Source organism: Nocardia alni (genome assembly GCF_019038435.1).
GTDB classification, from domain to species: Bacteria; Actinomycetota; Actinomycetes; order Mycobacteriales; family Mycobacteriaceae; genus Nocardia; species Nocardia alni.
In genome coordinates this window covers 30,011-53,192 of record NZ_JAGPOX010000048.1, presented here as the reverse complement: position 1 = coordinate 53,192, position 23,182 = coordinate 30,011, and the positions used below count along the sequence as shown (strand labels likewise).

1 protein-coding gene is annotated in these 23,182 nt (G+C 69.4%); it reads right to left on the bottom strand.

Annotated elements, in window-relative coordinates:
• Positions 1 to 44 precede the first annotated feature (44 nt).
• Positions 45 to 23,171 carry a non-ribosomal peptide synthetase gene (locus tag JZ791_RS19680; RefSeq protein ID WP_216896622.1) on the bottom strand — a complete coding sequence of 7,709 codons (23,127 nt, stop codon included), beginning with the start codon at positions 23,169 to 23,171 and terminating at the stop codon, positions 45 to 47.
• Positions 23,172 to 23,182: the final 11 nt, after the last annotated feature.

The following is a 23,182-nucleotide window of genomic DNA, read 5'->3' as shown; positions in this document are numbered from 1 at the left end:
CAAGCAGGCCGGCCCCTCCCCGAGGCCGCACGCCCGTCAATGGCTCATTTCACCGCCCTTCCGTTGACGACCGATTCGAGGCCGCTGTCGCGCACGATGCTGACTACCTCGACGCTCGACCGTTCCCCGTTCTTGCGCGCGAGATAACCGCGCAGCGCCGCACCGATTTCGGCCAGGGCGTCCGGATTCGACATTTCGACATGCGAGCAGTCCATCGGGCATTCCCTGATTTCACCGGTGACGAACGGGCGCCAATCGAGGGCGCCCTTGATCGGCGCCATCCGCCCGAACTCGTCGACCGGACCGGAATTCACCATCGCGGTGAAATACAACATGTCGCCGTCGTAGCTGCTGGGCACGAACCGATATCCCATCCGGGTTCCGGCCAGATAGGCATCGTAGAGTCGCTGCACCTGCACGGGGGTGAGCGAGGCGAACGGGCCGTCGTGCTCGGCCAGCAACTGCGCCGCGCGGTCGGCGCCGATGTCCTGCCGCGCGATATCGGGATCGCCCAGCAGGCTGCCGAGCAGTTCTCCGGCGGTCGGATCGGTGGTCGCCGTCTCCCAGGCGAGAATGCGGCTGTCCATCATGGCCAGCAGGGCGACCTGCTCCCCCGCCTGCCGCAGCAGGACGGCGATCTCGTGGGCGATCAACCCGCCCAGCGACCATCCGAGCAGGTGGTACGGACCGTTCGGCTGCACCCGCCGAATTTCCTCGGCGTACCGCACGGCAAGGGTCTCGATCGTGTCCAGGCCCTCGCCGCCACCGGTCAGATGGGGCATCTGCAGGCCGTACACCGGCCGCTCGGCCTCGAGATGCGGAAGCAGACCGGCGTAGTTCCAGGCCACACCGCTCGCGGAATGGACACAGAACAACGGTGGTTCGCTGCCTTCACCGCGGAGCGGCAGGACGGTCCCGAACGCCGCGTCCACCGGGTCCTGCGCGAGGTCCTCCCCGTCGTTCATCCGCGCCGCGATCCCGGCGGGCGTGGGGCGCAGGAAGATTGCCTGCATCGGCACGTCGAGCCCGTGCCGCTCGCGCACGATGGCGACCATGTGCGTGGCCAGCAGGGAGTTGCCGCCCAGTTCGAAGAAATTGTCGTCCGCCCCAACGCAATCCACACCGAGCGCGACCTCGAACGCCTCGCAGAGGGCGGCCTCCACCGGGCCGGCGGGCACCCGGTACCCGGCGGCCGCGATCAACACCGGTTCGGGCAGAGCCTGCCGGTCCATCTTCCCCGCCGGCGTGATCGGCAACGCGTCGAGAATGGTGATCGAGGGGGGAACCATGTAGCCGGGCAGGCGATCGGTGAGGTACCGGACCAGGTCCGGGGCCGTGACCGCGGCGCCGGGCAGCAGTGTCACATACGACGCCAGCATCGTCGTGCCGCTCGCGGGTGTGTGCCCGATCGTGACCGAGCGCTCGACCTCCGGGTGGCCCGTCATCGCCGCATCGATCTCACCGAATTCGATTCGGAAACCGCGGATCTTGACCTGATCGTCGGTGCGGCCGAGGTATTCGATCTCTCGCTCTGCCGTGTGCGTCGCCCACCGGACCAGGTCCCCGGTGCGGTACATCCGCTCGCCGGGCGCGCCGAACGGGTTCGCCACGAACCGCTCGGCGCTCAGCCCCGCCCGGCGGTGATATCCACGAGCGAGGGCGATTCCCGACAGATACAGCTCGCCGGGCACGCCGACCGGAACCGGATGCATGCGCGAGTCCAGCACGAGCAGGCCGAACCCGCGCACCGGCCCGCCGACCGTGACCGGGGCTCCCGGTCGCATCGGCGCGCTCAGCGTCGCGGCGATGGTGGCCTCGGACGGGCCGTAGGCGTTGAACATCCGCCGGCGGGCCGCGATGGTGCCGGGCCGCTCCGGAATCCCCACCCAGCGCCGCACCAGGTCGGGATCGCACCGGTCGCCGCCGACCATGACGGCGGCCAGGTGGTCCAGCCCGGACGGGTCGACCGTCGCCAGCGCCGCCGGGGTGATGAACGCGTGCGTGACCATCTCCGCAGCGAGCAGTTCGCCCAGGGCCGAGCCGCCGTAGACGTCCGATCCGGCGATCACGATCGTCGCCGCGCCGCCGAGCGCGAACAACAGTTCCAGCACCGCCGCGTCGAAACTGGGCGAGGCGAAATGCAGTACCCGGGAACCGGGATGCACCTCGCAACGACGGTTCATCTCGGTGGTGAAGTTGGCGAGCCCACCGTGGGTCACGGTGACGCCCTTGGGGATACCGGTGGACCCCGAGGTGTAGATCAGGTAGGCGGGATGTTCGATCCGCAGCCGTTCGGTGCGTTCGGCGTCGGTGATCGGCGCTTCCGAGATCTCCGCCACCCGGCTCCTGAACTCGGGGTCGTCCAGCAGCAGCCACTCGAGCCCATCGGGCATGGCGCCGCGGGTGCCCGAGACGGACACGCCGAACAGGGCTCCCGAATCGGTCACCATGTGCTGCTTGCGCCGACTCGGATACGCCGGATCGACGGGCACGAACGCCGCACCGGTCTTCGCCACCGCCAGCACCGCGAGTACGGATTCGATCGACCGCGAAATCCCTACGGCCACACACTTTTCCGGTCCGGCGCCGCGAACGATCAGCTCCCGGGCCAGCTTGTTGGTGAACCGGTCCAGCCGCGCGTAGCTCAGGTGAACGGTGCCGGACCGGATCGCGGTGTTGCGCGGTTCCACCGCGACGGCCGCGGCGAACAGATCGGCCAGCGTCGCCGCCGGCACGGTCGACGGGCGGTGCACGGGCGCGAGCTGCCCGGCCTCCGCGGCCGCCAGAATCTCCAGATCGCCTACGGGCCGGGCAGAATCCGCGGCCGCGGCGCGCAGGAGCCTGACGAGATACGCGCCGAATCGCTCCGCGCTGCCGGTGTCGAACAGGTCCGTCGCATAGGTGACCGAGAGGCCGATTCCGTCCGGTTCGCCGCCCGCGGTGAACGATTCGGTCGCGGTGAACTGGAGATCGAATTTCGCGATGTCGAACTCCGGCTGCTCGGCGACGACCTCGACACCGGGCAGCCGCAGCGCGGTCCGGACGGGTCCGTGCACCGACAGCATGACCTGGAACAGCGGATTGTGCGCCGTCGAACGGGCCGGGTTGAGCACCTCGACCAATCGCTCGAAGGGGATATCGGCGTTGGCGAACCCGTCGACATCCGTGGCGCGCACGGCCTCGAGCGTCGCGGCGAACGACGCCGCCGCGGTGATCGGGGTCCGCAACACCAGGGTGCCGACGAACATGCCGATCAACTGCTCGAGTTGCTCCTCGGTACGCCCGCCGATCGGAGTTCCGATCGCGATGTCCCCGGTGCCGGTGAGCCGGTGCAGCAAGACCGCGAGCGCGGCGTGCAGCACCATGAACAGCGTCGCATCGTGGCGGCGCGCCAGCTCGTGCAGCGCCGTGTGCAGCGGCGCGTCGATCGACGTGTGCACCGACGCACCCGCGTACGTGGGTGTCGTCGGCCGCGGCCGATCGGTGGGCAGTTCCAGACACTCCGGCAGTCCGTCCAGCGTCCTGCGCCAGTAGTCCAGCTGCGCCGCCGCGCGACTGCCCGGATCGTCCTCCGCGCCGAGGATTTCACGCTGCCAGAGGGTGAAATCGGCGTACTGCACGGCCAGCGGCGCCCAGCCGGGAGCCGTGCCGCGACGACGGGACTCGTACGCCGCCATGAGATCACCGGCCAGCGGCGCGATCGATCCGCCGTCCGCGGCGATGTGGTGGATGACCACGACCAGCACGTGCTCGTCGTCGGACACGCGCAGCAGGGTCGCCCGCAGCGGTGGCTCGACGCGCACGTCGAATCCGGTCGAGATCAGTTTTCGGGTGTACGTCCCGACCACGGCGGCGTCGAGGTCCACCCGCTCGAGGACGAACCCGGAGCCCGCGTCGTCCAGGATCACCTGGCTGGGACCGTCGGCCGAGTCCGGGAATACCGTGCGCAGCGTCTCGTGCCGGGCCACGACGTCACCGATGGCCGCGGCGAGCGCCTCGGCGTCGAGTTCACCGCGCAGGCGCAGGACCGCCGGAATGTTGTAGGCGCCCGAACCGGTGTCGAATCGGTTCAGGAACCACAGGCGCTGCTGCGCCAGGGACAGCGGAAGTCGTTGCGGGCGTTCGCGTCCCGTCAGCGCCATAACGCCGGGCGCACCCGCGCGATCCGCGGCGTCCAGCAGCGCGGCCAGTCCCGCCGGCGTCGGATGCTCGAAGATCGCCCGTACGCCCAGCCGGTGACCCGACAGCGCGGCGATGCGCGCCGACAACCGGGTGGCGGACAGGGAATTGCCGCCCAGGTCGAAGAAGCTCTGATCGGCGTATACCTCTGGGCGACCGACGATCTCGGCGATCGCGGCGGCGGTCATCACCTCGTTCGGCGTCGCGGGGGCCCTGCCGTCGGCATCCGCGACATCGAACACCGGTTCCGGCAGGGCTTTTCGATCCAGTTTCCCGGTGGGCGTCAGCGGAATCCGGGTCAGCGGCACCAGTTCGGGAATCATGTGGGCGGGCAGTCGTTCGGCCGCGTATCCACGCAGCGATTCGGCCGCGCTCTCGCTCACCACGTACGTCACGATCCGCGCCTGCCCGAGGCCGTCGCGACGCAGCTCGGTGTGCGCGAAACTCACTTCGGGACAACCCCATACGACCGCATTGATCTCACCCAGCTCGATCCGGAAGCCGCGCACCTTCACCTGGTCGTCCGCGCGGCCGACGAACGAGAGCTCGCCCCCTCGCGTCCAGCGCACCAGATCACCCGTGCGATACATCCGGTCGCCCGGATCGCCGAAGGGGCTGGCGACGAACCGATCCGCCGTGAGCACGGGCCGCCGGTGATAGCCGCGGGCCAGCCCGACACCGCCGACGTAGAGGTCGCCGATGACACCGATCGGCACCGGCGTCAGGCGCGCGTCCAGGACCACGGCCGTCACCCCGCGTATCGGATGCCCCAGGGCTACCGGCCGATCCGCCCGGAGCGGAGAGGAGAGCGTAGTGGCGATGGTCGCTTCGGACGGGCCGTAGCCGTTGATCACCTGGCGATCCACCGCCCAGCGCCCGATCAGATCCGGATCGAACGCCTCGCCGCCGACGACCAGTGTGTGCAGATGCGGCAGCGGCCACCGCCCGGCATCGATCGTCGCCAGGGCCGCGGGCGTGATCACCGCATGCGTCACCTGTTCCCGGTCGAGCACTCCGGCCAGTTCGTCACCGCCGTAGACATCGGCCGGAGCGATGACCATCGTCGCACCCGCGCACCAGGCCAGGAGCAGTTCCAGGATCGCGACGTCGAAACTCGGTGACGCCAGATGCAAGGTACGGGAACGGCTTTCGACCTTGAAGCGGACTCGGAGCACCTCCGCGCAGTTGTGCAGGCCGCGGTGCGTGACCGCCACGCCCTTCGGCCGGCCCGTCGATCCCGAGGTATAGATCAGGTACGCGAGATCCTGCTCCCGCGGCGCGCGCGTGAATTCGTGCGGCGCCAGCGGGTCGCTGGACACCGCGGTGTCGTCGAGTTCGGTGATCACCAGCCATTCCACATCGGCGGGCAGCGCCCCGACGTCGGACGCGGTGCTCAGTCCCGCCCGCACCCCGGAGTCGGACAGCATATGGCGAATCCGCTCGGCCGGATGCTTGATGTCGACCGACAGGAACGCCGCGCCGGTCTTGGTGACCGCCAGTGCGGCGATCACCGAATCCATCGACCTCGCCATACCGAGCGCGACGACGTCCCCCGGCCCGACGTTGCGCGCGGTCAGCATCCGGGCCAGCCGGTTGGTCTTCTCGTCGAGCGCGCGATAGCTCAGTTCCGCGGCATCCGATCGGATCGCCACCCGGTCCGGATCGGCCGCCGCGTCGGCGAACATCGCGGACAGGGTCCTGGTCTCCGCGGCGCGGGCGCCCCGGGCGGGCACCAGCGCGTCTCGTTCGTACTCGTCCAGCAGGTCGATATCGCCGACCGGGATCTGCGGGTTCGCCGCGATCGCGGCCAGAATGCGAACGAATCGCGCGGCGAATCGCGCGGCGGTCTCGGGCTCGAACAGATCGGTCGCGTAGTTCAACGCCAGTGCGATCCCGTCCGGTGTGCCGTCCGGCAGCCGGGATTCGGTGAACGCGAACTGCAGATCCATTTTCGCGGTGCCGGCGTCGATATCCTCGGCCGTCACCTCCACACCGGCCATACTCAGCTCGGCGGAGGCCTGGTTGTTCAGCGACAGGCCCACCTGAACCAGGGGGTGATAGGCGCTCGTTCGGGTGGGGTTGAGCAGCTCCACCAGCCGCTCGAAGGGGATGTCCGCATTCGCGAACGCGTCGAGATCGCCCTCGCGGACCGCCGCGAGCATCGCGCCGAACGGCTCGTCACCGGATACCCGCGTGCGCAGCACCAGCGTGCCGACGAACATACCGACCAGACGCGCCAGCTGTGTCTCGGTGCGACCTGCGATCACGGTGGCGATCGCGATATCGGAACTTCGGCTCAACCGTGCCAGCAGTGTCGCGAGCGCGGTGTGCAGCACCATGAACAGGGTGGCGTCCTGAGTCCGTGCGATATCCACCAGCTCGGCATGCAGGGCGGCATCGATCCCGACGGTGAGCGATGCTCCCCGATGGGAGGCGACGGCGGGGCGGGGATGGTCGGCGGGCAGTTCGAGACACTCGGGAAGGTCTGCCAGCACTCGCTGCCAGTGCCGCAACTGCCTGCCGGCCAGGGAATCCGGATCGTCCTCGTCGCCGAGTACCTCCCGTTGCCACAGGCTGTAGTCGGCGTACTGGACCTCCAGCGGCTCCCACTGCGGCGCCACACCCGCCGTTCGCGCCTGATAGGCGGTGACGATGTCGGCCGCCAGCGGCGCCAGCGACCAGCCGTCCGCGGCGATGTGGTGCAGGACCAGGACCAGCATGTGCTCATCGGGCCGGATCCGGAACAGGGTCGCCCGCACCGGAGCATCGGTGCCGAGATCGAAACCTGTCGTCGCGAGTTCGCCGACCGCACAGGCCAATTCGGCCTCGTCGATATCGAGCACGGGAATCGGCCGATCGTAGTGCGGCACGACGACCTGACTGGGCCCCTCGGCGCCGTCCGGGAAGACGGTGCGCAGCACCTCGTGCCGGTCGATCACATCCCGGATCGCCTCCTGTATGCAGGTGACCTCCAGCACTCCGCGCAGGCGCAGGGCGACCGGAATGTTGTAGGCGCCCGACTCGGTGTCGAAGCGGTTGAGGAACCACAGGCGCTGCTGCGCCAGCGACAACGGAACGCGCTCGGGTCGCGGCCGGGCGGTCAGGGCCGGGCGCGCGGAGGGACCGCTGCGGTGCGCCTCGTCGAGCAGTGCCGCCAATCGCGCGGGTGTCGGATGCTCGAAGATCGATCGAACGGCCAGCTGGTGGCCCGATGCGGCGGCGATCCCGGCCACCAGCTGGGTGGCCGAGAGCGAGTTGCCGCCCAGCTCGAAGAAGCTGTCGTCGGCGCGCACACCGCCCTGGCCGATCACCTCCGCCATCGCGGCGGCCACAAGGATTTCGTTCGCGGTCCGCGGCTCGCGGCCGTCGGAGTCGACGATCCCGAAGTCCGGATCCGGCAGCAGCGAACGATCCAGTTTTCCGTTGCGCGTCAACGGAATCGACGGGAGGGGCACGATCGCGACCGGAACCATGTGCCCCGGCAGCCGTTCGGCCAGATGCGCGCGCACCGCGTCGATCCCGCCCGCGGCGGTCTCGGCTCCGACCACGTATGTCACGAGCTGATCGCGCCCGCCGGTGTCCCGGCGAACCTCGGTGTGCGCGAACCGAATACCGGGATACGAAACGGCCGTCGTCGTGATCTCGCCCAGCTCGATGCGGAAACCACGGATCTTGACCTGGTCGTCGGACCGCCCGACGAACACCAGCTCGCCGTTGGAGGTCCACCGCACGACATCGCCCGTGCGATACAACCGGCCGCCGGGCGCACCGAACGGGTCCGCCACGAAACGGGACGCGGTCAGCCCGAGTCGCCGCAGATAGCCGCGTGCCAGCCCGCATCCGGAGACATACAGCTCACCGCTGACGCCCACGGGTACCGGGCGCAACCGCGCGTCCAGCACCACGGCGGAGGTGCCCCGGATCGGGCGTCCCATCACGAGCGGTCCGCCGACCGTCAGGGGCTCGGAGATGAGCGTCATGATCGTGGTCTCGGTCGGGCCGTATCCGTCGAAGAACCGGCGGTTCGCCACCCAGCGCTCCACCAGGTCGCCGCCGAACAGCTCGCCACCGACGGCCAGGTACTGCAGGTGCGGCAACGGCCAGCGTCCGGTATCGATGCTCGCCAGCGCGGCCGGGGTGATGAACGCGTGCGTGACGCGTTCGCGTTCCAGCACTTCGGCGAGTTCGTCGCCGCCGTACACATCGGCCGGGACGATCACCATCGTCGCGCCGACTCCCCACGCCAGCAGCAGTTCCAGCACCGAGGCGTCGAAGCTCGGCGAGGCGAAGTGCAAGGTGCGCGCGTCCGAATCCATCCGGTAGCGATCACGTTGTTCCGCGGCGAAGTTCGACAGTCCCCGGTGCGTGACGGCGACGCCCTTGGGCTCACCGGTGGAACCCGAGGTGTAGATCACGTAGGCCAGGTCGTCGACATGCAGCGGCCGGAGCCGGTCGGCATCGCACACCGGCGTCACATCGGCGCTCTCGAGCTCCGGCAGCATCAGCCAGGCCACATCATCCGGCAGCGACTCGGTTTCCCCGGGCATCGTCAGACCGCACGTGACGCCCGAATCGGCGAGCATATGACCGATTCGCTTGCCGGGATTGCGCGTATCGATGGGCAGATACGCCGCGCCGGTCTTGGTCACCGCGAGCGAGGCGAGGACCGAGCGCGCCGAGCGCGCCACCGCGACGGCGACCACATCGCCCGGGCCGATCCCGCGGTCGATCAGTGCCCGCGCCACCCGGCCGGACCGATCGTCCAATTCCCGATAGGTCAATTCCGTTGTGCCGCTACGTATCGCGATTCCCTCCGGATTTCCGGTCACGGCCGCCCGGAAGACCTCGGAAAGCGGTGCGGGCGAGGCCGATTCGATGCCACGCGCCGGTGACAGCTCGGTCTTCTCCCACTCGTCGAGGATATCGAGATCGCCGACGGCACGGTTCGCGTCCTCGGCGACGGCGGTCAGGATCCGCGCGAAACGCTGCGCGGCCCGCTCGACGGTGGCGTGGTCGAACAGATCGGTGGCGTAGTGCAGGGCCACCTCGAGACCGTCCGGCGCCCGGTCCGCGGTGTGCGCCTGGGTCACGGTGACCTGCAGATCCCATTTGGCCACTTCGGAATTCAGCTCTTCGGTGACCACGTCGAGGCCGGGCAGGCGGATCGCGGCGGGTGAGTCGTCGTGCACCGACAGCATCACCTGGAACAGCGGATGGTGGGCCGTCGAGCGGGCCGGGTTGAGTTCTTCGACCAATCGCTCGAAGGGGATGTCCGCGTTCGCGTAGGCGTCGAGGTCCTCGCCCCGGACCGATCCGAGCAGTTCGGCGAAGCTGCGATGCCCCCGCACCTCGGTCCGCAGCACCAGTGTGCCGACGAACATGCCGACCAGACGATCCAGCCCCTCGTCGCCGCGACCCGCGACGGCCGTGCCGATGGCGATGTCACCGGTGGCGCTCCATCGCGCCAGCAACACCGCCAATGCCGCGTGCAGCACCATGAACAGGCTCGCGTCGTGTGCGCGGGCCAGCTCGGCCAGCCGGCGATGCACCGCGGCGGGCAGCACCGAATTCACCACGCCGCCACGGTGTGTGGCCACCGGCGGGCGCGAATGATCGGTCGGCAGTTCCAGGCATTCGGGCAGTTCGGCCAGGCGCGTGCGCCAGTAGTCGAGCTGCCGTGCGGCGAGGTCGTCCGGATCCTTTTCGCCGCCGAGGATTTCGTGCTGCCACAGGCTGTAGTCGGCGTATTGCACCGGCAGCGGCGGCCACTGCGGGGCCTGCTCGGACACTCGCGCGCCGTAAGCCGTGGCGATATCGGCGGCCAGCGGCGCCAGCGACCAGCCGTCGGCCGCGATGTGGTGCAGCACCAGGATCAGAACGTGCTCGTCGTCGGCCCGGCGCAGCAGCGCGGCCCGTACCGGCAGTTCCATGGTGAGGTCGAAACCCATTGCGGCGAAGGACGATATCTCGGCCTCGATCCGCACCAGGCCGATATCGGCCGTCCCGACATCCCGGATCACCTGATGGGGTCCCTCGGGCGAATCCGGGAATACCGTGCGCAGAATCTCGTGCCTGCCGACGACATCCCGGAGCGCTGCCTCCAGCGCCCCGGCGTCGAGTGCACCACGCAGACGCAGCGCGATCGGGATGTTGTACAGACCCGAGGACATGTCGAGGCGGTTGACGAACCACAGCCGTCGCTGCGCCGGGGACAACGGGATCCGGGCCGGCCGCTCCCCCGCGATCAGGCCCGGGCGCAGACGGCTGCCGCCCGCTACGGCCGAGTCGAGCATCTCGGCCAGACCCGCGGGTGTCGGAGCGTCGAAGACCGAGCGCACGGCCAGGCTGTGGCCGGTCTCGGCCGCGATCCGGGCGACCAATCGCGTGGCGGACAGCGAGTTTCCGCCGATGTCGAAGAAGTTGCTGTCCGCGCCGACGCCGCCGGCGCCGACCACCTCGGCCATCAGCGCGGCGGCCAGTCGCTCGTTGGGCGTCCCCGGTGCTCGCCCCGGCTCCGCCGCGGCGGAGAAGTCCGGTTCCGGCAGGGCCTTGCGATCCAGCTTTCCCGAGGGGCTCAACGGAATCGACGGCAGTTCCACGATCGCTGAGGGCACCATATGCCCCGGCAGCGCCGCGGCGGCATGCGACCGGATCGCCGCGGCATCGGCCGGGACCTCGGATTCGGTGCGGACCACGTACGTGACGATCCGGGGCCCACCCGTGCCATCCGCGCGAACCTCGGTGTGCGCGAACCGGACTGCCGGATGTTCGGCGATCACCTCGGTGATCTCGCCCAGCTCTATGCGGAAGCCGCGGATCTTCACCTGATCGTCGGCGCGACCGGCGAACAGCAGCTCACCGAGTCCGTTCCACCGCACCAGATCTCCGGTCCGGTACATCCGCGATCCGGGCACGCCGAACGGGTCCGCGACGAATCGCGCGGCGGTCAATCCGGAGCGTCGCAGATAACCGCGCGCCAGCCCGTCCCCCGCGACATACAGTTCGCCGACCACACCCACGGGTACCGGTCGCAGCCGGGTATCCAGCACGACCAGGCTCGCGCCCCGGATCGGACCGCCGAGGGGAATCGGGCCGTCCGTCCGCAGTGCGTGGGAAAGCGCCGGCGCCACAGTGGCTTCCGAGGGACCGTAGGCGTTGAACATCGCACGGTCGGCGCCCCAGTCGGCGACGAGTTCGAGGCCGAACGCCTCACCGCCGACGATCAGGGACCGCAGCCACGGCAGCGGCCACTGCCGCGCGTCGATGCTGGCGAGCGCGGCGGGGGTGATGAACGCGTGGGTGATCCGCTCGGAGTCGAGCAGTCCGGCCAGTTCGCCGCCGCCGTACACATCGGGGGCCGCGATCACCATCGTCGCGCCCGCGCACAGCGCCAGCAAGAGTTCCAGTACCGACGCGTCGAAGCTGGGCGAGGCGAAATGCAATGTGCGCGAGGTGTTCTCGACGCCGTATCGACTGCGCTGCTCGGCGGCGAAGTTGGCGAGGCCCCGGTGGGTGACCGCGACGCCCTTCGGCACACCCGTCGAGCCCGAGGTGTAGATCACGTAGGTCAGGTCGTCGATGCGCAGCGACCGAGTCCGGTCGCGGTCGGTGACGGGAGCCGGGTCGAATTCGAACAGCTCCGCCAATCGCAGCCATTCGATGCCCTCGGGCAGCCGCGCCGCCTGCACGTCGGTCGTGACACCCACGCGCGCACCCGAATCGGACAGCATGTGCCGGATCCGATCGGCGGGATAGTGCGGGTCGACCGGAAGGTAGGCCGCGCCCGCCTTCACGACGCCGAGCAGGCCGACCACCGAATCCACCGAACGCGCGAGGCCGAGCGCGACAACGTCTCCGGGGCCGACGCCCCGGCCGATCAGCATGCGCGCCAGGCGGTTCGAGCGCATGTCGAGTTCGCGATAACTCAGTTCCGCGAGATCGGACCGGATCGCGATGCGGTCGCCGTCCACGGCAGCCGCCGCGAACAACGCGGGCAGCGTCGCCGCCGGCGCCGACGCCGCGCCCCGCGCGGGCGCCAGGGTCGCCCGTTCCCGTTCGTCCAGGATCTCGACCGCGCCGACGGCGCCCGCGGGATCGGCGACGACCGCCTCCAGCACCGCGATGAAACGCCGGATGATCTGCCGCGCGCTCTGTTCGTCGAACAGATCGGTGGCGTAGTCCAGGCGCAGGTCGATGCCGTCGGGCGTCCGGTCCAGCTCGTGTGTCTCGGTCAGCGCGAACTGGAGATCGAACTGCGCGACGCCCGCGTCGAGATCCTCGGCGTCGATCGCCATCGCCGGGAGTTGCAAACGCATGGGCGAGGCGTTCTGCACCGACAGCATGACCTGGAACAGCGGGTGATGTGCCGAGGACCGGATCGGGTTGAGCAGGTCCACCAGGTGCTCGAACGGGATGTCTGAGTTGGCGTACGCGCCCAGATCGCCCTCGCGGACGGCGTCGAGCAGTTCGGTGAAGGAACGGTCGTCGTCCACGTGCGTTCTCAGGACCAGGGTGCCGACGAACATCCCGACCAGATGCTCGAGCTGTTCGTCGGTGCGGCCCGCGATCGGGGTGCCGATCGCCACATCCCGGCTCGCCGTGAGCCGGGACAGCACGATCGCCAGCACCGCGTGCAGCACCATGAACACGCTGGCGTCGCGGGCGGAGGCGAACTGCGAAACCCGTTCGTGCACAGCGGCGTCGATGCGGCCGGCGACCGAGGCCCCGCGATGCGAGGCCACCGGCGGACGCGGCCGGTCCATCGGCAGTTCGAGGCATTCGGGCAGATCGGCGAGCGTGCGCTGCCAATAGCTCAGCTGCGCCGCGGCGACACTGCCCGGATCGGTGTCGCTGCCCAGCATGTCGCGTTGCCACAGGCTGTAGTCCGCATACTGCACGGGCAGCGGCGTCCAGCGCGGCGAATCTCCCACGCGGCGAGCCTCGTACGCGATGGCGAGGTCCCCGGCCAGCGGCCGCAGCGACCAACCGTCGGCGGCGATGTGATGCACGACCATCACCAGCACGTACTCGTGCTCACCGACGCGAAGCAGTTCGGTGCGCACCGGAATCTCCACGGTGAGGTCGAAGCCCCGGCCGGCCGAGGCCCGCACGTGATCCTCGACGCGATCGGCCGCGAGTTCCAGTTCGGTCAGCTCGATCCCCGCATCGTCCGCGGGAACGACCGACTGGTACGGGCCGTCCGCCGCGTCGGGATAGGTCGTGCGCAGTGCCTCGTGCCGTTCGACGACATCGCGCAGCGCCTGCCGCAGCGCCGCCACGTCCAGCGCACCCCGCATCCGCAGCACGATCGGGATGTTGTAGGTGCCGGCGGCGGTGTCGAACCGGTTCAGGAACCACAACCGTTGCTGCGCGAAGGACAACGGCACCCGCGCGGGCCGATCCCGGCGCGCCGGTGCGGACCCGGCGCGGGGCGCGCGGTCCAGCAGGGCGGCCAGGCCGGCGGGAGTCGGCTGTTCGAAGACCGCCCGCACGCCGAGCTGCCGCTGCGACAGCACGGCGATCCGGGAGACCAACCGCGTTGCGGACAGCGAATTGCCGCCGAGCTCGAAGAAGTTGTGATCGGCGCACACACCGGGGTGACCGACGATCTCGGCCATCGCGGCCGCGACCAGCGCCTCGTTCTCCGTCGCGGGCTCCCGACCACCGGCCGCGAGCAGATCGAAATCGGGTTCGGGCAGCGCGGCGCGGTCGAGTTTGCCCGCCGGAGTGAGCGGTACAGCGGGAAGATTCACGAACAGCGACGGGACCATATGCGCGGGCAACCGGTCGGCCACGTGGGTTCGCAGCGAATCCGCGTCCGGCACAACGCCGTCGGCGAACATCACATAGGTGACGATGCGAGCCACGCCCGCCCGATCGTGCCCGATCTCGCTGTGCGCGAACCGCACTCCGGGGCCCTCGGCCACCACGGCCGTGATCTCGCCCAGCTCGATGCGGAAGCCCCGGATCTTGACCTGATCGTCACTGCGCCCCAGCAGGTTCAGCTGCCCGTCGGCGGTCCAGCACGCCAGATCACCGGTGCGGTACATGCGCGCGCCGGCCGGGTCGAATGGATTCGCGACGAAGCGTTCGGCGGTCGATACCGGCCGGTGGTGGTAGCCGCGAGCCAGGCCCGCGCCCGCGAGATACAGCTCGCCGCTCACGCCCGGCGGCACCGGGCGCAGGCGGTCGTCCAGGACGGCGATGCTCGCGCCGCGGACCGGATCGTGTCCGAGCGTGACCGGGCATCCGGGCCGCATCGGATCGGAAATGATCGCCGCCACAGTGGCTTCGGTCGGTCCGTAGGCGTTGAGCATGGGCCGGTCCCGCGCCCACCGCTCGACCAGTTCGGTGCCGCATGCCTCGCCGCCGACGATCAGGCAGCGCAGCCCGGGCAGCGGCCACCGGCCGGTCTCGATGCTGGCCAATGCGGCAGGGGTGATGAACGCGTGGGTGATCCGCTCACGGTCCAGCAGGGCCGCGAGTTCGTCGCCGCCGTAGATGTCGGTCGGGGCGATGACCATCGTCGCCCCGCCGCACAGCGCCATCAGCAGTTCCAGCACCGAGGCATCGAAGCTCGGGGATGCGAAATGCAAGGTGCGCGAGGTCGATTCGACGCCGTATCGGGCCTGCTGCTCGGATGCGAAGCTGTGCAGCCCCCGGTGGGTGACCGCGACGCCCTTGGGACGACCGGTGGTTCCCGAGGTGTAGATGACGTACGCGACATCGTCGACGTACACCGGACGCACCCGGTCCCGGTCGGTGACGGGCGCGCTCGCACCGCCGTCCAGTTCCCGCACTGTCAGCCACGTAATGTCATCGGGCAGGCCGTCATCGGCCGTCACCGTCACACCGAGTCGTGCCGCCGAGTCGGACAGCAGGTATCGGATGCGGTCGAGCGGGTAGCGCCTGTCGATCGGCAGGAACGCCGCGCCCGTCTTCGCGACCGCGATCGAGCAGACCACCGATTCGATCGAGCGAGCCGGAGCGAGCGCCACGACGTCTCCGGGACCGATACCGCGCGCGATCAGCCCCCGTGCCAGCCTGTTCGACCAGTCGTCGATCTCCCGGTAGGTCATCTCCCGCGCGTCGGCACGCACCGCGACATGCTCCGGAAGTCGTTGTGCGACAGCATCGAAATAGTCCGCCAGGGTGATCGCGGGCGCGGCGGGATCTCCGCGCACCGAGGACAGTTCGGCTCGCTCGCGCTCGGACAGGATGTCGATATCGCCCACCGCGACATCCGGGTTCGCCACCACCGCGGACAGCATGTCGACGAAGCGCCGGCACATCCGCTCGGCGGTGCCGTGGTCGAACAGGTCGGTCGCGTAGGTCAGGCGAAGTTCGATACCGTCGGCGATCCGGCCGGAGGTGTACGACTCCACCAGGGTGAACTGCAGATCCCACGCCGTGACACCGGTCCGGATCGCTTCGGCCGCCACGTCGAGCCCGGGCAGCAGCACCTGTCCCGGAGCCGTGTCGTGCACCGACAGCATCACCTGGAACAGCGGGTGATGCGCGGTCGAACGCACCGGGTTCAGCACCTCGACCAGCCGCTCGAAGGGGATGTCGGCGTTGGCGAAGGCGTCCAGATCGCCCTCGCGCACCGAGGCCAGCAGATCGGTGAACCGGCTGTCCGACCGCACGTCGGTCCGCAGCGCGAGCGTTCCGGCGAACATGCCGATCATCCGGTCCAGCTGTTCGTCGTCGCGCCCGGCGATCGGCGTGCCCAGGCACACGTCCCGAGTCGAGCCGAGGCGGGCGAGCAATGCCGCGAGCACCGCGTGCACGGTCATGAACACGCTCGCGTCGCTGCGGCGGGCCAGCGCCGCCAGGCTGCGGTGCAGCGTCGAATCAACCGTCACGACAACCGAATCCGCGCGACCGGAGGCGACGGCCGGGCGGGGGCGGTCGACCGGAAGGGCGAGACATTCGGCGAGCCCGGCCAGTCGGGAGGTCCAGTAGTCCAGCTGTGTCGCGGCCCTGCTGTGCGGGTCGGACTCGCTGCCGAGCATCTCCCGCTGCCAGAGGGTGAAGTCCGGGTACTGAACGGGCAGTGGCTCCCAGCGCGGCCGCTCACCGCCGATACGGGCCTGATAGGCGGTGACGATATCGGCGGACAGCGGCGTGAGCGACCACCCGTCCGCGGCGATGTGATGCAGCACGACCAGCAGCACGTGCTCGTCGTCACCGCCGCGCAGCAGTTCCACCCGCAGCGGGACCTCGGTGGCGATGTCGAATCCGCGGGCGGCCGAGGCGACCAGGCGGGTCTCGAGCTCGTCCGGCGACACCTCGAGCACCGGCAGCGTCGCGACGGCCTCGGCCGCGGGGACGATCACCTGGTGCGGCCCCTGTGCGCTGTCGGGAAAGAGGGTCCGCAGCGATTCGTGCCGTTCCACGACGTCCGCGAACGCCGCGGACAGGGCGGCGGCATCGACCGCGCCGCGCATCCGCAGGGCGATCGGGATGTTGTAGGCCCCCGAGGACGGATCGAAGCGGTTGAGGAACCACAGCCGCTGCTGCGCGGCCGACAGCGGAATGCTCTGCGGCCGTTCGTATCTGCTCAGCTTCGGCCGCGTTCCGGCAGCGGCCTGCCGCGATATCCGAGCCGCCAGCGCCTCGACCGTGGGCGCCTCGAAGATCGCTCGGACCGCGATCGTGGCGCCGGTGGCCGCGTTCAAGCGCGCGACGACCCGGGTCGCGGCCAGCGAGTTGCCGCCGAGGGCGAAGAAATCGTCGTCCAGGCCCACCTGGTCGACCCCCAGGACCTCGGCGTACGCGCCCGCGACCGTCTGTTCGGGGGCGGTGCGTGCCGCGCGATACGCGATGGTCTCGAAGACGGGATCCGGCAGCGCGCGGCGATCCACTTTTCCGTGCGGGGTCAGCGGCAGCTCATCGAGAATCACGAATGCCGAGGGCAGCATGTACGACGGGAGCAGCCCACCCAGCCGGGCCGACACCGCGGTGACATCGACCGAACCACCGGCCGCCGCGACCACATACGCGACGAGCCGATCGCCCGCGGCCGCATCGGCGTGCACGATCACGACGGCGGCCGCGATCTCCGGTATCCGCAGCAGCGCGGTCTCGACCTCGCCGAGTTCGATCCGGAAGCCGCGAACCTTGACCTGAAAGTCCGTGCGGCCCAGAATATCCAGCTCGCCCTCGGCATTCCACGCGGCCAGATCGCCGGTGCGGTACAGACGTGCGCCAGGGGTCGGCGAGTACGGGTCGGCGAGGAAGCGGTCGGCGGTCGACGCCGCCCGTTCGTAGTAGCCGTGCGCCAGTTGGGAGCCCGCCAGATACAGCTCACCCGCGACGCCCGGCGGCACCGGGCGCAGCCGCCCGTCCAGCACGTAGGCGCGAGTATTCCATTGCGGCACACCGATGGGCACGCGACCGGTGTCGGCGTCCGTCACGCGGTGGGCCGTCACCGAGACGGCGGCCTCGGTGGGCCCGTACAGATTCCACAGCTCCAGCGCCGGATTACTCTCGCGCACCCGCTGTGCCGTGCGGGCGGGCAGTGCCTCGCCGATCGCCAGTACCGCACGCAGCGCGGGAGGTAATGCTCCCTGTGTCACCGTCGCGATGGCATCCAGCATCGAGGGCACCGCGTGCAGCACCGAAATCCGGTGCGCCGCGAGCATTCCGGCCAGATAGGCCGGGTCGTTCTGGCCGCCCGGCGCGGCGAGCACCAATCGGGCCCCGGACACCAGCGGCGACCAGAATTCCCACACCGACAGGTCGAACGTGGCGGCCGTCTTCAGCAGCACTGCGTCCTGGTCGCCCAGACCGAATTCCGAATGCTTCCACAGCAATTGGTTGACGATGCCGTGATGCGGCACCGCGACGCCCTTCGGCTGCCCGGTCGACCCCGAGGTGAAGATCAGGTACGCGGTGTTCTGCGCGCGCAGTCGTCCGAGCCGGTCGGCATCGGTGATCGGCGTGGCCGACAGGCTCGTCAGGTCCAGCGAATCGATCCAGATCAGCGGAACCGTGGCCGCGGAGAACAGGTCCGGACCCGTGGTCAGCACGCACAGGGGCGCCGCGGTCCGCAGAATGTAATCGAGCCTGTCCTCGGGCTGATCCGGGTCCAGCGGCACGTAGACGCCGCCCGCCGCGGCGACCGCGTACATGCCGACCACGAGATCCACCGAACGACGCATCCCGAGCGCGACCCGGGTCTCGGGGCCGACTCCGCGTGAGATCAGGTATCGCGCAAGGCGATTCACTCGCTCGGCCAGCTCACCATAGGTCAGCGATCGACTCGTCGCCTGGCCCAGACCGTCGGAGGTCTCCGATACGATCGCCACGGCGTCCGGCGTGCGTGCCACCTGGGCGTAGAACAGCGATGCCAGCGTCGCGGCCGGATCGACCGGGTGGTCGGTGGCGTTCGGGCCGGACAGCACGGCCCGGCGCTCGGCCGCGTCCAGAATCTCGATATCACCGACCGCGCGGGCCGGAGCCGCGGTGATCTCACCGAGAATTCGCTGGAACCGCGCGGCGACCCCGGCGACCGTCCGCTCGTCGAACAGATCCGACGCGTAGATCAGGTGCCCGGCGATCCCCTCGGGCGCACCGTTGCCGCCGTATGTGTCGGTCAGCACCAGTTGCAGGTCGAATTGCGCTACCCCGGTGTCGATTTCGGAGCCCGTGACCACCAGGCCCGGCAGCTCGAGACTCACCTGTCCCAGGTTCTGGAAGGAGAAGCCGATCTGCACCAGAGGATGTCGCGCGGCGGACCGCACCGGATTCAGAATCTCGACCAGGCGCTCGAACGGCACCTCCGCGTGCGCGAATGCCGCCAGATCACCCTCGCGCTGCTGGGCGAGGACCGCGCCGAACGACTCCCCCGGATCGACCGTCGTCCGTAATACCAAGGTATTGACGAACATTCCGATCAGGTTGTCCAGTTCGCGTTCCCCGCGCCCGGCGATCGGCGTGCCGACGGCGACGTCGCGCATCCCCGACAGGCGTGCGAGCAGTACCGCGAACGCCGCGTGCGTCACCATGAACAGCGTGGCGTTGCGCTCACGCCCCATCTCGATCAGCCGGCGATGGGTTTCGGCATCGATGGCGACCGGTACCCGGCCGCCGCGCAGCGACTGCGTGGCCGGGCGGTGCCGATCGTAAGGCAGCGAGATCTCCTCGGGCAGATCCGCCAGCCGCTCGCGCCAATAGGCCACCTGAACGGCCGCGCGGCTGCCGGGCGCCGACTCGTCCCCGAGCACATCGCGCTGCCACAGGCTGTAGTCCGCGTACTGAACCGCCAACGGCGTCCACTGCGGCGCATGCCCTTCACGCCGCGCCCGGTAGGCGGTCATCAGGTCCGCGAACAACGGCGCCAGCGACCAGCCGTCGGCCGCGATGTGATGGATGACGACCGCCAGCACGTGCTCCTGCCCACCGATACGCAGGAGTTCGACCCGCAGCGCGGTCTCGACGCTCAGATCGAATCCGCCGGCCGCGGTTTCCAGCAGGTGCGCGTCCACGTCGCCGCTCGCCACCTCCACGACCGGAAGGCGCGGGGCCGCCTCCCACGCGGGCACGATCACCTGCGAGGCGCCCTCGGCGCTGCTCGGGAAGACGGTGCGCAAGGCCTCGTGCCGCTCGACCAGATCGGCGAACGCCTTGCGCAGACCGTCCACGTCCAGGTCACCGCGCATGCGCAGGGCGAAGGGAATGTTATAGGTGGCTGCGGCGGTGTCGAATTGATTGATGAACCACAGGCGCTGCTGCGCCGGCGACAAGGGCAGCCGCGCCGGACGCCGACGGCCCGCCAGCGGCGTACGCGCCACGCCCTCGGACGACTCGACGGCGGCGTAACGCTCGATCTGCCCGGCAAGTTCGGCCACCGTCACATCCTCGAGCAGCAGCCGCACCGGAATACCGGCATTCAGGGCGACACCCACTCGCGCGGCCACCTGCGTCGCGGCCAGCGAGTTGCCGCCGAGCGCGAAGAAGCTGTCGTCCAGCCCCACCCGCTCGAGTTCGAGTACTTCGGCGAAGGCGTCCACGACCGCGCGTTCGACCGCCGTGGCGGGCGCGCGATAGGCCTTGGTCTCCAGCGCGGGTTCCGGAAGTGCCTGCCGGTCCAATTTGCCGTTGACCGTCAGGGGAATCGCGTCCAGTACTACGAAAGCCGACGGGATCATGTAGTCCGGCAACAGCAATGCCAGATCGTTTCGCACCGCCTCGGTATCCGGCGGCGTGCCGGGATGTCCGACCAGATAGGCGACGATGCGCGCACCGCCGCGGTGGTCCTCGCGCGTGAGAGCCACGGCGTGGCGGACGGTTTCGTGCGTGAGCAGCGCGGCCTCGATCTCGCCGAGCTCGATACGGAAACCTCGCACCTTGACCTGATCATCGCTGCGACCGATGTATTCGAGGCCGTGCTCATTCCATTTGCCGAGGTCACCCGACCGGTACAGACGAGTCCCCGCGGCGCCGAACGGATTGGCGACGAAGCGCGCCGCGGTCAGGCCCGGACGGCCGAGATACCCGCGCGCCTGCTGATCGCCCTCGACGTAGATCTCTCCGGGCACGCCGACTGGAACGGGTTGTAATTGATTGTCCAGCAGCAGAATTCGCAGGCCCGGCAGCGTCTCGCCGATCACCGCGGGGTACGACCCGGTGAGTTCGCCGCCGCCGAGCGCACGATGGGTCACGTGCACGGTCGTCTCGGTGATGCCGTACATGTTGACCAGACGCGGTGAGCTGTCACCGTGTCGCTCATACCAATCCGCGAGCCGACGCGGCTCGAGCGCCTCGCCGCCGAATACGACATACCGCAGGGCGAGCGGTTCCGCGTGCGGTTCGCCCATCGATGCGGCCCGGTCCGCCGCGGCCAATTGATAGAAGGCCGAGGGCGTCTGGTTCAGCACTGTCACTCGTTCCCGGCGCAGCAGCTCGAGGAACTGCTCCGGTGAGCGTGAGGTGACGTAGTCGACGACGACCAGCGTGCCGCCGTACAGCAGCGGGCCCCACAGCTCCCATACGGAGAAGTCGAAGGCATAGGAATGGAACAGCGTCCAGACGTCGTGCTCACCGAACCCGAAGTGCCCCTGTGCATTCGCGAACAGGGTCGTGACGTTGCGATGTGGTATCTGCACTCCCTTCGGGCGTCCGGTGGAGCCCGAGGTGTAGATCACGTACGCGACGTTTTGCGGCGTCAGCGGCGTGCGCCGATCGAGGTCGGTGACCTGGGTGTCCCTATATCCGGACAGGTCCAGACGATCCAGCTCGAGCAGCGGCACGTCCACCGGGAAACGCAGATCCGACGTGGTCACGACGCAAACCGGCTGCCCGTCGTCGAGCATGTACGCGATCCGGTCGGCCGGATACCCGGGATCGACCGGAAGATACCCGCCACCGGCCTTCACGACCGCGATCAGCGCGATCACCAGCTCCGCCGACCTCGGCAGGGCGATGCCCACCAGCGACTCGGGGCCGACGCCGATCTCGATCAGCTTGCGAGCCAATCGGTTGGCCTTGGCGTCCAATTCGCCGTAGCTCAGCGATACCCCGTTGTGGCGCACCGCGATCGCCGAGCCGTGTTCGGCCACCGCCGTGTCGAAGGCGTCGACCAGCGTCGTCGAGGCCGCGCGCGTGCCCGGCCGGAATCCGGCCACCTCGCCGAGCAGTCGCGCGCGCTCGGCGGAACTGATCAGCGACAGCGCGGATACGGGCAGATCGCAGTCCGCGCCCAGGAAGCCCGCGAGGTACTCCAGGAAACGCCGATGATGACCGTCCAGCTCGTCACGGCTGTACCGATCGGGATTCCCGACGAAGTCGAGGCTCACGCCGTCCCCGCCGCCGTTGTGCACGTTGATCGACAGATCCTCCACCGGTCCCGTCGACACCAGCTGCATGATCCCGGTGGCCGCCCCGAATCGAATCCTGTTGTGATACAGCATGATATTGGCGACCGGGCCGAAGAATTCTCGGCCGTCTGCCCCGCCCGGCATATGGCGCTGGATGTCCTCGTGGCGATAGCGCTGGTGGTTCAGCGCTCCCCGGATGCGGGCGCGCGTCTGCCGGACCAGCTCGGCGATGGTGGTCTTCGGGCCGACCGAGATATGCAGCGGAACGACATTCGACACGTAGCCCGCGCAGGCCCGCAGCGCCGGCGTGCTGCGCGCGGTCACCGGCAGGCTCAGCACGACCTCGCCGCGCCCGGTCACGGCCGCCAGATAGCCGGCGAGCGCGGAGATGAACAGCGCGGGCCGCGAGGCGCCCGGCCGCGTCAGCGCGGCATCGAGCAGTTCGGTCGTCGCGGAGTCCAGGCTCCCGGCGACCGCCCGACGGCGACCGCTGGCCGGCGCGAAACGGCTGCTGAGGCCGATCGGTTCGGGCAGCGTGGCCGTCTGCTCCCGCCAGTACCGCATATCCTCCTGAAAGTCCGGAGAATCGCGGTAGTCCCGCTCGGCGTCGTTGAGGATGCGCAGGTTCTCCGCATTCGACAGACTCGGCTCCACGCCGTCGATTTCGGCGTTGTAGTACTCCGCCGCGCGGGCCAGCAGCAGCATCGCACCGTAGCCGTCGATGGCGATGTGGTGCATCTTGGCGTACCAGAAGAACTGAGCCTCCCCGGTTCGCAACACCGCGCTCTCCAGCAGCGGCGCCCGCACCACGCCCATGGGCGCCGACGCATCCCGATCCATCCACCGCAGCGCGGCCGCACGCGGGTCCGGCAGCGACCGCAGATCGACCACCCGGGACGCGATCCGCATATCGGACGCGACCTCCTGATACGGCACCCCATCGCTCTCGAACACACGCAGGAGCGGGCTCTGCAACTCGACCGCGCATCGATGAATTGCGGAATCGAGTATCCGGACATCCAATTCACCGTCGACCTCGATGTAGTGCGCAACGCTCAGCGGCACGTCCGGGGCCATGTGCTGGGCATTCCAGATACCGATCTGCGCCTGCGAAAGCGGAAAGCAATCAGCTGCTGTACTACCTGCCGGCTGCGGGGCCAACGAGGTCATCCGAAGTGCTC